Here is a 14,852-nt window from a genome sequence, read left to right as displayed (position 1 = left end):
GTCCGCGGCGTCCCGGTTCAGTCCACGGCGTCCCGCACCACGTCGGGCTTGTTGCTGATGACGCCGTCGACCTCGTAGCCGGCGACGCGGCGCGCGGTGTCCGCGTCGTTCACCGTCCAGGTGAGCACCTCCAGCGGCCTGCCGTGCGGGCCCGTGAAGGCGTGCACCGCGGACACGTAGCTCATGGAGAGTGAGCTGTACGACGGGTTGATCTGGTCGGCGAACTCCGCGTACGCGGGCAGCTCAGACACGGCCGGAGTGCCCAGGAAGCCGGTCTTGACGGCCGGCTTGAGATCGTGGACCGTCCGGATGCTGTCGGCGTCGAAGCTCTGCACGACCAGCCGTCCCGTGACGTGCCGCCGGTCGAGCCAGCCCTCGTTGGCGAGGGCCTTGAGGGTCTGCTGTTCGATGCCCGGATACAGTCCGGGGCTCTTCAGCTCCAGCAGCAGCTTCTGGTGGTTGTGCTCCAGGCGGTCCACGTACTGCTTCAGCGTCGGCACGCGCGCGCCCGCGTACTCGGCCCCGAACCAGCTCCCCGCGTCCAGCCGCGCGATCTCCGCGGCGGTGAAGTCCTTCACCTTCCAGGGCGACCGGTCGGGGAAGACCTCCTCCACGTCGGTCGTACGCGCCAGGCTCTCGTCGTGGACGACGACGAGTTCGCCGTCCCGGGTGCGCTGGACGTCGTTCTCCACCCAGCGGATGCCCAGCTCCGCCGCCCGGTCGACGGCGGCCAGCGTGTTCTCGGGCGCGTACCCCGAGGCGCCGCGGTGGGCGACGACCACGGGCCCGTCGTCGGCAGCCTCGTCGGCCCGGGCGTGCGAGAGGGGAGCCGTGAGGGCGACCCCCAGAAGAGCGGTGGTCGTGACGGCTACTGCCCGTACGTGCATGCGTACTCCTCGCCTCGAACGATCACGGACAGCACCACTGTGACACCAGAGAGTCAACAAAAGAGGGGTGCGGAGTGGCCGCAGGCTGAATGGAGTTGCTCAACTACGCTCACGGAGGCGGCACAACTGGGGCGAGACCGTGATTCTTTGCCGGAGAATCGTTCGACCATTCCGGTGGAAGCCATACTCTCTGCCTCGACCCTGATCGTTCGCGCGGTCCCGGGAGGGGCGCACATCAGGAGAATCCGGGACACCTCCGGGGCGTAAGAAGGCGGAAAGGCAGCCGCACATGCAAAGCACGGTCGACGGATTCAGCTACGGACTCGTCACACCGCTGGTGGCCTACGTCATGGCCTTCCTCGGCGGCGCCCTCGGCCTGCGCTGCACCGCCAGGGCCATGCTGGTCACCCGCTCCTGGCGCCCCGGATGGCTCGCCCTCGGCTCGGCGGCGATCGGATCCGGCATCTGGACCATGCACTTCGTCGCGATGATGGGGTTCACGATCGAACACACCCCGATCCGCTACGACTGGCTGATGACCTTCGCCAGCCTCGCCGTCGCCGTCGTCATGGTCGGCGTGGGGATCTTCATCGTCGGCTACCGGGGTGCGCGCGGGACGGCCCTGTTCACCGGCGGCACCGTCACCGGCCTGGGCATCGCCTCGATGCACTACCTGGGAATGGCCGGGATGCACCTGGACGGGCAGCTGACGTACAACACGTTCACCGTCGCGGCGTCCGTCGTCATAGCCATGGCCGCCGCCACCGTCGCCCTGTGGGCGGCCGGACAGGTCCGGGGCTTCCTGTGGAGCGTGGGCACCGCCCTGATCATGGGGCTGGCCGTCACCGGCATGCACTACACGGGAATGGCCGCCCTCGAGGTCCACCTCACCGGCACGGCCGAGCCCACCGTCGGCGGATCGCCCGCCGAACTGCTGATCCCCATGCTGATCGGCCCCCTCGCCTTCCTCCTCCTCGCCGGCGTCGTCGTCCTCTTCGACCCGCTGATGGTCATGGGCGGGCCACCCGCGGCCCCCGTCGAGCGCAAGCCGGGCATCCCCGCCCACACCGGGGCCCGGCGCACGGTCCGGCACCCGGCGCACCACCCCGCCCGCCGCACCCGCCGGCCCCTCGAGCACCGGCGCTCCCGCACCCCGCAGAACCGCTGACCGGGACCCGTTGTCAGTGCGGGGTCGTACGGTGGAACCCATGCGGCCCGTTTCCCAGATCGAACGCACGGTGGCGCCCTTCGAGGTCGTCAGCCCCTACCAGCCCAGCGGCGACCAGCCGACCGCCATCGCCGAGCTGGCCCGGCGCGTCCAGGCTGGCGAGAAGGACGTCGTCCTGCTCGGCGCCACCGGCACCGGCAAGTCCGCCACCACCGCGTGGATGATCGAGAAGCTCCAGCGCCCCACCCTGGTGATGGCCCCGAACAAGACCCTGGCCGCCCAGCTGGCGAACGAGTTCCGCGAGCTGCTGCCCAACAACGCCGTCGAGTACTTCGTCTCGTACTACGACTACTACCAGCCCGAGGCGTACGTCCCCCAGTCGGACACCTACATCGAGAAGGACTCCTCGATCAACGAGGAGGTGGAGCGCCTTCGCCACTCCGCCACCAACTCGCTGCTCACCCGCCGTGACGTCGTCGTGGTCGCCTCCGTCTCCTGCATCTACGGTCTCGGCACCCCGCAGGAGTACGTGGACCGCATGGTCCCCCTGCGGGTCGGCGAGGAGCACGACCGGGACGAGCTGCTGCGCCGCTTCGTGGACATCCAGTACACCCGCAACGACATGGCCTTCGCCCGCGGCACCTTCCGGGTGCGCGGCGACACCATCGAGATCTTCCCGGTCTACGAGGAGCTGGCCGTCCGCATCGAGATGTTCGGCGACGAGATCGAGGCCCTGTCCACGCTCCACCCGGTCACCGGCGAGATCATCAGCGACGACCAGCAGCTGTACGTCTTCCCGGCCTCCCACTACGTCGCCGGCCCCGAGCGCCTGGAGCGGGCGGTCAACGACATCGAGAAGGAGCTGGTCGAGCGCCTCACCGAGCTGGAGAAGCAGGGCAAGCTCCTGGAGGCCCAGCGGCTGCGGATGCGCACCACGTACGACATCGAGATGCTCCGCCAGATCGGCTCCTGCTCCGGCGTGGAGAACTACTCGATGCACTTCGACGGCCGCTCGCCCGGCTCCCCGCCGAACACGCTCCTGGACTACTTCCCGGACGACTTCCTGCTCGTCATCGACGAGTCGCACGTCACCGTCCCGCAGATCGGCGCCATGTACGAGGGCGATGCCTCCCGCAAGCGGACCCTGGTCGACCACGGTTTCCGGCTGCCCTCCGCGCTCGACAACCGCCCGCTCAAGTGGGAGGAGTTCCAGGAGCGCATCGGGCAGACCGTGTACCTGTCGGCGACCCCCGGCGCCTACGAGCTCTCCCGTTCGGACGGCGCCGTCGAGCAGATCATCCGACCCACCGGCCTGGTCGACCCGGAGGTCGTCGTCAAGCCCACCGAGGGGCAGATCGACGACCTGGTGCACGAGATCCGCACGCGCACCGAGAAGGACGAGCGCGTCCTGGTCACCACCCTCACCAAGAAGATGGCCGAGGACCTCACCGACTACTTCGTGGAACTCGGCATCCAGGTCCGCTACCTCCACAGCGACGTCGACACACTGCGCCGCGTCGAGCTGCTGCGCGAGCTGCGCGCCGGCGAGTACGACGTCCTGGTCGGCATCAACCTGCTGCGCGAGGGCCTCGACCTGCCCGAGGTGTCCCTGGTGGCGATCCTCGACGCCGACAAGGAGGGCTTCCTGCGCTCCGGCACCTCCCTGATCCAGACCATCGGCCGCGCGGCGCGCAACGTCTCGGGCCAGGTCCACATGTACGCGGACAAGATCACGCCGGCGATGGAGAAGGCCATCGACGAGACCAACCGGCGCCGGGAGAAGCAGGTCGCGTTCAACAACGCCAACGGCATCGATCCCCAGCCGCTCCGCAAGAAGATCAACGACATCGTCGCCCAGATCGCCCGCGAGGACGTCGACACCGAGCAGCTCCTCGGTTCGGGCTACCGCCAGGTGAAGGAGGGCAAGGGCGCCAAGGCACCCGTGCCCGCGCTGGGCGGCCAGACGACGGGCGGCACCAAGGCCGCCAAGGGCCGGGCCAAGGAAACGGCGGTGACCGACCGTCCGGCGGCGGACCTGGCCGAGCAGATCGAGGACCTCACCACCCGGATGCGCGCCGCCGCGGCCGACCTCCAGTTCGAGATCGCGGCCCGGCTGCGCGACGAGGTCTCCGAGATGAAGAAGGAACTGCGCCAGATGAAGGAGGCGGGCCTGGCCTGACGGCCCGTCCGGGCAGCGCACTGTGTTGCAAGACCGACACAAAGCGCGGACCGGGGTGGGGCACTGTCGGTGCCCCTGCGTAGTGTTCTGGTCAACCGCGGGCAACGCGGCAACAGGGGACAGTTCGAGAGGGGATCAGCGCGTGACCGTCAACATGACCAAGGGTCAGGCCATCAGTCTGCAGAAGAGCGACGGCGGGACCTTGACGTCGGTGCGCATGGGCCTCGGCTGGCAGGCGGCTCCCCGGCGCGGCCTGTTCGGTTCGCGCACCCGGGAGATCGACCTGGACGCCTCCGCGGTCCTCTTCGCGGACAAGCAGCCGGTCGACGTCGTCTTCTTCCGCCACCTGGTGAGCGACGACGGCTCGGTGCGCCACACGGGGGACAACCTCGTCGGCGGTGTCGGCCAGGGCGGCGACGACGAGGCGATCCTCGTCGACCTTCAGCGCGTTCCGGTCCACATCGACCAGATCGTCTTCACGGTGAACTCCTTCACCGGCCAGACCTTCCAGGAGGTACAGAACGCCTTCTGCCGCCTGGTCGACGAGACCAACGGCCAGGAGCTGGCCCGCTACACCCTGGCCGGCGGCGGGGCCTTCACGGCCCAGATCATGGCGAAGGTGAACCGCGCGGGCCAGGGCTGGGCGATGACCGCCATCGGCACCCCGGCCAACGGCCGCACCTTCCAGGACCTCATGCCGGCGATCCTGCCGGTGCTGTAGCGGCCGGCCCGCGAAAGCCCGGCTGCGGCGGTCCGGCCCGCAGCAGTCCGAAACCAGCCGGCCGGTCCCGCTCGCGGGACCGGCCAGACCCGCATGGCGCCTCGCGGGTGACGCACGAACGACACGGGGGAGACAGGCGATGACGGCCGAGCTGACGCGGGGACAGAACCACCCGCTTCCCGGGGTCCGTCTCGAGATACGGGTCTCGGCCGGCACGCCGGTCGTGGCCGGGGCCACGCTCGGCGACGAGAACGGCATCATCCATGGCGTCGAGCAGGTCGCCCACCCGGGTGCGCCCACCCTGCCCGGCCTGGAGGTCTCCCGGCAGGCCGCCGCCGACCACCGCCTCGCGGTGGACCTGGACGCCGTACCGGACGCCGTGCACCGCGTCAGTGTGCTGCTCGCCCTTCCCGCCGGCGGCACGGGCCCGGCCCGCTTCGGCGCCGTCGCCGCGCCCTTCGTCGCCGTCACGGGCCTCGACGGCGACGAGGTCGCCAGCTACACCATCACCGGCCTGGAGGCCGAGTCGGCCGTCGTCGCCCTGGAGCTCTACCGGCGGCAGGGCGCCTGGAAGGTGCGCGCCGTCGGCCAGGGTTACGCGGGCGGCCTCGCCGAGCTCTTCGCCGACCAGAAGCTGCCGCAGGCCCACCGGCTGGCGGCGAGCATCGACGAGGCGGTGGCGAGCGGGCTGGCCCGTTCGGTCCCGGCACCTCCGGCCGCCGCCCCGGCGCACCGTCCGGACCAGGGCACCGCGCCGGGGACCGGTACCGGCGATTCCGTACCGCCGGCGTCGCCGTACGACCCCCAGGGCACTCCCGGTCCCGGCCCGCAGGGCCCCGGACAGCACGGAGCGCGGCAGCCGTACCCGGGCGGCCCGGGGGAGCCCGCCCCCGCCGGCCAGCCGCCCGCGCCCGGCACGGGCGGCCCCATCGACTACAGCCACCCGCGTCGGCAGACCTCGGCGCCGCCCCCGCCCCCGCCGGCCGCACCCCCGTCCGAACCGGGCCGGCCCGCCCGGCCCGTCGCCGGTGACGCCACCGGCTGGTCCATGGAGGAGCGGCTCTACAACCAGGTGTGGGGCATGTTCGAGGACCTGGCCCGCACCACGGCCGCCTACCGCAGTGCCGTCGATTTCGCCGACTCCCGCATGGAGAAGGAGCTAGACCAGGTCCTGTCCGACCCGCGCAACCGGATCGGCGGACAGGGCGACGCCGCCAGGGAAGCGGCGCGTGCCCGGCACGGCCTGCTGGTGTCCCAGGCCAGGGAGGTCCTGGACCGGGACGTCGCCCAGCTCGTCGCGGAGGCCGAGGTCGTCGAGCCCGCGCTGCCGGCGGCCTTCGCGCGCTGGGACAACCCCGTGTGGCACGCCTACCGCGTCCCCATGGAGATCCCGATGGCCCTGCGGCTGGGCGATCTCCACCTGCCCGAGGCCGACCGCGTACGCATCCCCATGCTGATCCGGCTGCCGCTCGAGCGCGGCCTGTGGGTCGACAGCGGACGCTCCGCCTCGCTCGACGGCTCGTTCGCCGACTCCCACGAGATGCGGCGGCTCGGCCTGGAGACGGCCGTCGTCCACGCCGCCCGGCTGCTCGCCGTCTATCCGGCGGGCGAGTTCACCGTGCACGTCATCGACCCGGCCGGATCCGGCGCCCAGGCACTGGCGCCGCTGGTGCAGAGCGGGGTGCTCGCCGCGCCGCCCGCCCAGGGCGCCGCGGGGGCGGCGGAGGTACTGGCCCGTCTCACCCAGCGCGTCGACCTGGTGCAGATGGCGTTGCGCGGGGGCGCTCCCGACGCGCTCCCGCCCGGCCTCGACACGTCGCACCAGCTGCTGATCGTCAACGACTTCCCGCACGGCTTCGACGACCGGGCCGTCAACCAGCTGCGCTATCTCGCCGACGAGGGGCCGGCCGTCGGCGTCCACCTGATGATGGTCGCCGACCGCGAGGAGTCCGCCGGGTTCGGACCCCTGCTCGACCCGCTGTGGCGCTCACTGCTGCGGCTGACACCGGTGGCCGAGGACCACCTCGCCGACCCGTGGGTCGGGCATGCCTGGACCTACGAGCCGCCGCTCGTGCCGGCTGGCAGCGAGGTGCTGCGGCAGGTGCTCGCTCAGGTCGCCGCCGCCCGCCGTTCATGGGGCCGGTGACCGCCTCCGAGCTGGCCTTTTGAGCTCTACTTGCAAATCTCTTTACCTTCTCTTGGGGATTGGGGTACTGTCTTCCGTACGGAGGGGAGTACTCCCTGTCTGCTGCGGCGTACCCGTCAATACGGATCAGGCCAGATCCCGGGGCGTCGGCCCGTGGTCCGTGCGCCTCACGCGTCCCGGACCGGGGTGGAAGAGACCTCCGGCAGCGACGACGCTGACATCTGCCGTGTGACGTACTGCCGGAGGCGTAGTGGAAGTTTCCGTGACCCTGTGGGTCCTGACCATCGTGGGCCTCGCCGCCCTCATCGCGGTCGATTTCTTCATCGGCCGCAAGCCGCACGACGTATCGATCAAGGAAGCCGGCATCTGGACCGGCGTCTGGATCGCCCTGGCGGGCCTCTTCGGGCTCGGCCTGCTCCTCTTCGGCGGCGGTGAACCCGCCGGCGAGTTCTTCGCGGGCTTCATCACCGAGAAGTCGCTGAGCGTGGACAACCTCTTCGTCTTCGTCCTGATCATGGCGAAGTTCGCGGTGCCCTCGCAGTACCAGCAGCGGGTCCTGCTCATCGGTGTCCTCATAGCCCTGGTCCTCAGGGCCGTCTTCATCGCCGCGGGTGCCGCGATCCTCGCCAGTTTCGCCTGGGTCTTCTACATCTTCGGTGCCTTCCTCATCTACACCGCCTGGAAGCTCATCCAGGAGGCCCGGACCGACGAGGAGGACGAGGAGTTCGAGGAGAACAAGCTCCTCAAGGCCGCCGAGCGCCGCTTCGGCGTCGCCGACCGGTACCACGGCACCAAGCTGTGGATCGAGGAGAACGGCAAGCGGATCATGACCCCGATGCTGGTCGTGATGCTCGCGATCGGCACCACCGACGTGCTCTTCGCGCTCGACTCCATCCCGGCGATCTTCGGTCTGACGCAGGACCCGTACATCGTGTTCACGGCCAACGCGTTCGCCCTGATGGGTCTCAGGCAGCTGTACTTCCTCATCGGCGGTCTGCTGAAGAAGCTGGTCCACCTCTCCTACGGCCTGTCGGTGATCCTGGGCTTCATCGGCGTCAAGCTGGTGCTGCACGCCCTGCACGAGTCCGGCGTGCACGTGCCCGAGATCAGCATTCCGGTCTCGCTCGGCGTGATCTGCTCCGTCCTGATCGTCACCACGATCACCAGCCTGCGCGCCTCCAAGAAGCAGGAGGCTGCGCAAGCGGCGGCCGCCGAGAGCGGCGACGCCCCGAAGGACAGCGTCGAGGCCTGACGCACCGGGCCGGGAGCGGCGGACGGCGGATGTGCCGTTCGCCGCTCCCCGCGTGCCCGGCAACCGCGGCGTGCACCGTGGCGGGAGGCCCGGAGACCCGGCGTGCGGGCCCCGCCCCCCTCTGCGACGATCACCGCATGGTCACCGGCCCCAGGTCGCTCCTCGCACGGTGGACGACCGCCACGCCCGTGACCGCGGCCGTGCTGCTCGTCCTCACTTGGGGCCGCTCGCTGCCCGGCATGGTCGTCGCGCCGCTCACGATCGTCCTGGTGGTGTCCGTCCTGGCCGCCGTGCACCACGCCGAGGTGGTCGCCCACCGGGTCGGCGAGCCCTTCGGCTCCCTGGTCCTCGCCGTCGCCGTCACGGTTACCAGCCCGCTGCGGGCCGCATCGCGGGCTCGGGCTCGAAGGTCGCGGGGTCGGCACAGTCGCGGTCGACGTCGTTCCGGCGCTCGGCGGGCCGAAACTCGTACCGGCCGGAGGTGAACAGCGCCGCGCGCAGGGAGTCGGCGGTCTGCGGGTGCATGGCGCCGGGGCGCCCCAGCTCCACCATCACGCTCCCGCCGTGGTAGCCGACGATCCCCGTGTTGCGCAGGTAGGCGAGCAGGTTGGTGTTGTCGCTCACGCCGAAGAACGGCTTCGGGCCGGCCCGGATCAGCTCCCGGTCCAGCAGCGGGAGCACGGTGATCTGGTCGTCGCCGCCGATCGAGGCGAACACCGCCCTGATGCCGGGGTCGGCGAAGGCCGCGTGAAGGTCGGCGGCACGCTCGGCGGGCGTCGAGCCCGTCTTCCGGGTGGCCGGGTACTCGACCGGTTCGAGCCCGTACACCGTGCGCAGCCGCTCCAGGCCCAACTCGTAGGGGAGCGGGAGGAATCCCGGCAGCCCGGACGCGGGGGACACCACCGCGACGCGGTCGCCGGGCGAGGGCTCGGGCGGGTACCCGATCTCCGTCATGCGCGGAGCGTAGGGCCCGCGGGGACGGCGGTGCACCGTGATAAACCGGGGACCGAGCAGCGGCCGAGCAAGGGCCGCCGCACCACTGACGGACCGGAGGAACCGTGCCCCGCACCCTGGCCCAAGCCCCGATCATGATCCTCAACGGCCCCAACCTGAACCTGCTCGGCCGGCGTCAGCCGGAGATCTACGGCTCCGACACCCTCGCCGACGTCGAGGCACTGTGCGTCAAGGCGGCGGCCGCGCACGGCGGCACGGTGGACTTCCGGCAGTCCAACCACGAGGGGGAACTGGTCGACTGGATCCACGAGGCCCGGCTGAACCACTGCGGGATCGTGATCAACCCCGCCGCGTACTCGCACACGTCCGTCGCCGTCCTGGACGCCCTCAACACCTGCGACGGGCTGCCGGTGATCGAGGTCCACATCTCCAACATCCACCAGCGCGAGCCGTTCCGTCACCACTCCTACGTCTCGCAGCGCGCCGACGGAGTCGTCGCGGGATGCGGCGTGCAGGGGTACGTGTTCGGCGTGGAGCGGATCGCGGCCCTGGCCGGGGCGGGCTCGGCCAGTACCTGAGGCGCCGGGGCCGCCGGCCGAGGGCGGGGATCGGGAGGCCGGCGGCCCGTGCCGCCCAGGAGCCGTCGGTCCTGCGCGGGGCTGCCACCAGTCGACCGCGCCGCACCGGTGCGGCGGGAGCGCGCGCGGCCCGCGGGTGTGTGCGAACGCTTCACACGGGGCGCGCACCGAGGCACGGGGGAGTGGGCGCCCGCTGCGTGCGCCCGCTCCGGGCCGGCGAGCGCCCGTCCGTCACCAGCCGCGCTCCCGCCACTGCGGCAGGTGCGGCCGCTCCGTGCCGAGCGTCGTGTCGTCGCCGTGCCCGGGGTAGACCCAGGTCTCGTCCGGGAGTGCGTCGAAGATCTTGGTCTCCACGTCGTGGATCAGGCTCGCGAAGGCCTTCGGGTCCTTGAAGGTGTTCCCCACGCCGCCCGGGAAGAGGCAGTCCCCGGTGAACAAGTGCGGATGCCCGTGCGGGTCGTCGTAGACCAGGGCGATGGAACCCGGCGTGTGCCCGACGAGGTGGCGGGCGGTGAGCTCCACCTGCCCCACCCGGATCGTGTCGCCGTCGTCCACCAGGACGTCGGTGGGCACCGCGATGCCCTCGGCGTCGTGCAGGCCGGCGTGGGTGCGCGCACCGGTGGCCGCGACGACCTCGGCGAGCGCCTGCCAGTGGTCGCCGTGGCGGTGGGTGGTGACGACGGAAGCGATGCCGTCCTCGCCGATCGTGCCGAGCAGGGTGTGCGCGTCGTTGGCGGCGTCGATCAGCAGTTGCTCGTCGGTGGCCCGGCAGCGCAGCAGATAGGCGTTGTTGTCCATCGGGCCGACCGCGACCTTGGTGATCATCAGGTCCTTGAGCTCGTGCACGTCGGCGGGTCCGCCGACCGTCACCTCTCCGCTGTACGTCATGACGGCCAGCCTAGCCCCGGCAGGCGCCCCACAGGCCGCCTCCCGGGCGCGCTCCACGACCTACAGGGGAGGCAGCGCCGGCAGCGGGCCGCCCTCGACCGCGAGCGCGGAACCCTCGCGGCGGCCGGCGAGCCAGCCGAGCAGGTCGGCCGGGGGACCGGTGACGGTCACCTCGGGGGTGCCCGCCTCCCCTCCCGTGCGCCACACGCGCGGGCCGTCCGTGAGCCGGGTGGGCGGCACGTCCGGGTGTCCGGCGAACCGGGCGGCGAGGAAGTCCGTCTCCCGCTCGGTGAACTCGACGGGGAGATCCTCCAGCTCGTACCCGATGCCCAGATCCACGTGGTGCAGCTCCACCTCGACCCACCGCCGGAACGGCACGCGCGAGGCCGAGTCGGTGACCCCGTTGCGCAGCTCCACGGTGCGCGACCAGTCCGCGGGCGCCGCTCCCGTCTCCTGGAAGCGGGCCGCGCTCTCGCGCACGTCCGTGAGCTGGGCGTCGAGGGCGCGCGGGGCGTCCCGCTCGATGTCGGCGTCGCGGGCCTCGCCGGAGACGTACATGGGGCGTCCTTCGAGGACGTTCACCAGGGCGTCGGCGTTTCGGGCGAGGTGGGCGAGGACATGGCCGCGACTCCAGCCGGGAAGCCGTGACGACTCCGTCACGGACGCGTTGTCCAGTTTCCCGACCGCGGTGAGCAGCCGCTCGGTCGCGTCACGTACAGACGCCAGGTCATGAGCGTGATCAATCATGCTGCTGACCCTAGACCGCGCCACACCTTCGGGTGAAGGCTGTGGACGACCCCCGCAATTCGAATGCACGTGCTATAAGGTCGATTGCGGCGTCGGGCATGCTGGGAAGTCGGGGTTTGTTGACAACCGGTGAATCCGACCGGCGTTGTCAGTGGCTCCCCCTAGTCTGAGAAAGACGGGGGCCCCGCCCCTGTCACTTCTCTCAAGAAAGGTGCGGACCGGCGTGGCCGACCGTCTCATCGTCCGTGGCGCGCGCGAGCACAACCTGAAGAACGTCTCGCTCGACCTGCCTCGCGACTCGCTCATCGTCTTCACGGGCCTGTCCGGGTCGGGCAAGTCCTCCCTGGCCTTCGACACCATCTTCGCCGAGGGCCAGCGGCGCTACGTGGAGTCGCTCTCCTCCTACGCCCGGCAGTTCCTCGGGCAGATGGACAAGCCGGACGTCGACTTCATCGAGGGCCTCTCCCCGGCGGTCTCCATCGACCAGAAGTCGACCTCGCGCAACCCGCGCTCCACGGTCGGCACCATCACCGAGGTCTACGACTACCTGCGCCTGCTCTTCGCCCGCATCGGCAAGCCGCACTGTCCCGAGTGCGGCCGGCCCATCTCGCGCCAGTCGCCGCAGGCCATCGTCGACAAGGTCCTTGAGCTGCCGGAGGGCAGCCGCTTCCAGGTGCTGTCGCCGCTGGTGCGCGAGCGCAAGGGCGAGTTCGTCGACCTCTTCTCGGACCTGCAGACCAAGGGCTACTCCCGCGCGCGGGTGGACGGCGAGACCGTCCAGCTGTCCAACCCGCCCACGCTCAAGAAGCAGGAGAAGCACACCATCGAGGTGGTCGTCGACCGCCTCACCGTCAAGGACTCCGCCAAGCGGCGCCTGACCGACTCCGTGGAGACCGCCCTCGGCCTGTCCGGCGGCATGGTCGTGCTCGACTTCGTCGACCTCCCCGAGGACGACCCCGAGCGCGAGCGCATGTACTCGGAGCACCTGTACTGCCCGTACGACGACCTGTCCTTCGAGGAGCTGGAGCCCCGCTCCTTCTCCTTCAACTCGCCCTTCGGCGCCTGCCCCGACTGCTCCGGCATCGGCACGCGCATGGAGGTCGACCCGGAGCTGATCGTCCCCGACGAGGACAAGTCCCTCGACGAGGGCGCCATCCACCCCTGGTCGCACGGGCACACCAAGGACTACTTCGGCCGCCTGATCGGCGCCCTCGCGGACGCGCTCGGCTTCCGCACGGACATCCCCTTCGCGGGCCTGCCGCTGCGCGCCCGCAAGGCCCTGCTGAACGGCCACAAGACCCAGGTCGAGGTCCGCTACCGCAACCGGTACGGGCGCGAGCGCCGGTACACCACGGCCTTCGAGGGCGCCATCCCCTTCGTCAAGCGCCGGCACAGCGAGGCCGAGAGCGACTCCAGCCGCGAGCGCTTCGAGGGCTACATGCGCGAGGTGCCCTGTCCCACCTGTGAGGGCACCCGCCTCAAGCCGCTCGTCCTCGCGGTCACCGTCATGGGCAGGTCGATCGCCGAGGTCTCGGCCATGTCCATCAGCGACTGCGCGGACTTCCTGGGCGAGCTGACGCTCAACGCCCGCGACAAGAAGATCGCCGAGCGAGTCCTGAAGGAGGTCAACGAACGGCTGCGCTTCCTGGTCGACGTCGGCCTCGACTACCTCTCGCTCAACCGGGCGGCGGGCACCCTCTCCGGCGGCGAGGCCCAGCGCATCCGGCTGGCCACCCAGATCGGTTCGGGACTCGTCGGCGTGCTCTACGTCCTCGACGAGCCGTCCATCGGCCTGCACCAGCGCGACAACCACCGGCTGATCGAGACCCTGGTCCGGCTGCGCGACATGGGCAACACCCTCATCGTCGTCGAGCACGACGAGGACACCATCAAGGTCGCCGACTGGATCGTCGACATCGGCCCCGGCGCCGGTGAGCACGGCGGCAAGGTGGTGCACAGCGGCAACCTCAAGGAGCTGCTCGACAACGCCGAGTCGCAGACCGGGCTGTACCTGTCCGGGCGCAAGGCCATCCCGCTGCCCGACATCCGGCGCCCGCAGGACCCCTCCCGCAAGCTCACGGTGCACGGCGCCCGGGAGAACAACCTCCAGGACATCGACGTGTCCTTCCCGCTGGGCGTCTTCACCGCCGTCACCGGCGTCTCGGGATCCGGCAAGTCGACCCTGGTCAACGACATCCTCTACACCCACCTGGCCCGCGAGCTGAACGGCGCGCGCAACGTCCCGGGCAGGCACACGCGCGTGGACGGCGACGACCTCGTCGACAAGGTCGTCCACGTCGACCAGTCGCCCATCGGCCGCACCCCGCGGTCGAACCCGGCGACGTACACCGGAGTCTTCGACCACATCCGCAAGCTGTTCGCCGAGACGACGGAGGCGAAGGTCCGCGGCTACCTGCCCGGCCGGTTCTCCTTCAACGTCAAGGGCGGCCGCTGCGAGAACTGCGCGGGCGACGGCACGATCAAGATCGAGATGAACTTCCTCCCGGACGTCTACGTCCCGTGCGAGGTCTGCCACGGCGCCCGGTACAACCGGGAGACCCTGGAGGTCCACTACAAGGGCAAGTCCATCGCCGACGTGCTGAACATGCCGATCGAGGAGGCGACCGACTTCTTCGAGGCGGTCCCCGCCATCTCCCGGCACATGAAGACCCTCAAGGACGTCGGCCTCGGCTACGTCCGGCTCGGCCAGTCCGCGACCACCCTGTCCGGCGGTGAGGCCCAGCGCGTCAAGCTCGCCAGCGAGCTGCAGCGCCGCTCCACCGGCCGCACGGTCTACGTCCTGGACGAGCCGACCACCGGTCTGCACTTCGAGGACATCAGCAAGCTGCTGACGGTCCTCGGCGGCCTCGTCGACAAGGGCAACACGGTCATCGTCATCGAGCACAACCTCGACGTGATCAAGACCGCCGACTGGGTCGTCGACATGGGACCCGAGGGCGGCGCCGGCGGTGGCCTGGTGGTCGCCGAGGGCACGCCCGAGCAGGTCGCGGGCGTTCCCGCCAGCCACACCGGCAAGTTCCTGCGGGACGTCCTGGGCGCCGACCGGGTCAGTGACGCGCCCTCGGTGACCAGGCCGCGCAAGGCGGCGAAGACGGTCGCGACCAAGGCCGCCGCCAAGAAGACCGCCACCAAGGCGGTCACCGCCACGGCCGCCAAGAAGGCGACCGCCACCAAGACGGCCAAGTCTGCCAAGAAGGCCGCCACGCCCGCCGCGAAGAAGACCACGCGGACGAGCAAGGCCTGAGTCCGGCCGGCGGCCGGGCCCCACGGGATCATCCGCGGGGCCCCGCCGCCGTTCGCATGCGGCCCGG

10 protein-coding genes and 2 pseudogenes are annotated in these 14,852 nt (G+C 70.8%); 8 read left to right on the top strand and 4 right to left on the bottom strand.

Translation table 11 applies throughout. From position 1 onward, the window contains the following. Nucleotides 1-17 precede the first annotated feature (17 nt). Entirely contained in the window at nucleotides 18-887 is an 870-nt protein-coding gene (locus ACIQFU_RS21235; protein ID WP_402553489.1) for a glycerophosphodiester phosphodiesterase, read from the bottom strand. 289 nt (nucleotides 888-1,176) lie between these two features. Here ACIQFU_RS21235 and ACIQFU_RS21230 point away from each other — a divergent pair, with 289 nt between their 5' ends. From ACIQFU_RS21230 to ACIQFU_RS21205, 6 genes and pseudogenes are all read left to right on the top strand, one after another. Further along, complete coding sequence (locus tag ACIQFU_RS21230; RefSeq protein ID WP_402553487.1) at nucleotides 1,177-2,055, top strand: MHYT domain-containing protein; 879 nt, start codon at nucleotides 1,177-1,179, stop codon at nucleotides 2,053-2,055. A gap of 40 nt (nucleotides 2,056-2,095) precedes the next feature. Continuing rightward, a complete protein-coding gene (gene uvrB, locus ACIQFU_RS21225) occupies nucleotides 2,096-4,234 on the top strand; it encodes an excinuclease ABC subunit UvrB (RefSeq protein ID WP_402553485.1) in 2,139 nt (712 codons plus the stop codon). A gap of 142 nt (nucleotides 4,235-4,376) precedes the next feature. Then, the gene (locus tag ACIQFU_RS21220; protein WP_402553483.1) at nucleotides 4,377-4,955 is read left to right on the top strand and encodes a TerD family protein; all 579 of its coding nucleotides are present in this window, start codon (nucleotides 4,377-4,379) and stop codon (nucleotides 4,953-4,955) included. Between the two features lie 139 nt (nucleotides 4,956-5,094). Beyond that, nucleotides 5,095-7,101 carry a TerD family protein gene (locus ACIQFU_RS21215; protein ID WP_402553482.1) on the top strand — a complete coding sequence of 669 codons (2,007 nt, stop codon included), beginning with the start codon at nucleotides 5,095-5,097 and terminating at the stop codon, nucleotides 7,099-7,101. A 250-nt stretch (nucleotides 7,102-7,351) separates the two neighbouring features. After that, complete coding sequence (locus ACIQFU_RS21210) at nucleotides 7,352-8,353, top strand: TerC family protein (RefSeq protein ID WP_402553480.1); 1,002 nt, start codon at nucleotides 7,352-7,354, stop codon at nucleotides 8,351-8,353. A 137-nt stretch (nucleotides 8,354-8,490) separates the two neighbouring features. Further along, nucleotides 8,491-8,721 (top strand): annotated as a pseudogene (locus ACIQFU_RS21205) (ionic transporter y4hA); the annotation flags it as partial. A 1-nt stretch (nucleotide 8,722) separates the two neighbouring features. Here the strand turns inward: ACIQFU_RS21205 and ACIQFU_RS21200 are convergent. Then, a pseudogene (locus ACIQFU_RS21200) lies at nucleotides 8,723-9,307 on the bottom strand (LD-carboxypeptidase); the annotation flags it as partial. Between the two features lie 104 nt (nucleotides 9,308-9,411). Between ACIQFU_RS21200 and aroQ the strand changes: the two are divergent. After that, nucleotides 9,412-9,885, top strand: coding sequence for a type II 3-dehydroquinate dehydratase (gene aroQ, locus ACIQFU_RS21195; protein WP_402553478.1), 474 nt, complete (start codon nucleotides 9,412-9,414; stop codon nucleotides 9,883-9,885). Between the two features lie 231 nt (nucleotides 9,886-10,116). On the opposite strand, the gene ACIQFU_RS21190 is transcribed toward aroQ, so the two are convergent. Further along, a complete protein-coding gene (locus ACIQFU_RS21190) occupies nucleotides 10,117-10,773 on the bottom strand; it encodes an MBL fold metallo-hydrolase (protein WP_402553476.1) in 657 nt (218 codons plus the stop codon). A gap of 60 nt (nucleotides 10,774-10,833) precedes the next feature. Continuing rightward, nucleotides 10,834-11,520, bottom strand: a complete 687-nt coding sequence (locus ACIQFU_RS21185) for a maleylpyruvate isomerase family mycothiol-dependent enzyme (RefSeq protein WP_402553475.1) — start codon at nucleotides 11,518-11,520, stop codon at nucleotides 10,834-10,836. A gap of 223 nt (nucleotides 11,521-11,743) precedes the next feature. Here ACIQFU_RS21185 and uvrA point away from each other — a divergent pair, with 223 nt between their 5' ends. Then, nucleotides 11,744-14,785 carry an excinuclease ABC subunit UvrA gene (gene uvrA / locus ACIQFU_RS21180; protein WP_402553473.1) on the top strand — a complete coding sequence of 1,014 codons (3,042 nt, stop codon included), beginning with the start codon at nucleotides 11,744-11,746 and terminating at the stop codon, nucleotides 14,783-14,785. Nucleotides 14,786-14,852: the final 67 nt, after the last annotated feature.

Source organism: Streptomyces sp. NPDC093065, assembly GCF_044754585.1.
GTDB lineage: Bacteria > Actinomycetota > Actinomycetes > Streptomycetales > Streptomycetaceae > Streptomyces.
Note: the sequence above shows the minus strand (reverse complement) of the source record. Positions and strands in the feature narration are given on the sequence as shown.

Coding starts and splice junctions, on each gene's coding strand:
- ACIQFU_RS21235 (WP_402553489.1), bottom strand. CDS start 887: ATGCACGTACGGGCAGTAGCCGTCACGACCACCGCTCTTCTGGGGGTC.
- ACIQFU_RS21230 (WP_402553487.1), top strand. CDS start 1,177: ATGCAAAGCACGGTCGACGGATTCAGCTACGGACTCGTCACACCGCTG.
- uvrB (WP_402553485.1), top strand. CDS start 2,096: ATGCGGCCCGTTTCCCAGATCGAACGCACGGTGGCGCCCTTCGAGGTC.
- ACIQFU_RS21215 (WP_402553482.1), top strand. CDS start 5,095: ATGACGGCCGAGCTGACGCGGGGACAGAACCACCCGCTTCCCGGGGTC.
- ACIQFU_RS21190 (WP_402553476.1), bottom strand. CDS start 10,773: ATGACGTACAGCGGAGAGGTGACGGTCGGCGGACCCGCCGACGTGCAC.
- ACIQFU_RS21185 (WP_402553475.1), bottom strand. CDS start 11,520: ATGATTGATCACGCTCATGACCTGGCGTCTGTACGTGACGCGACCGAG.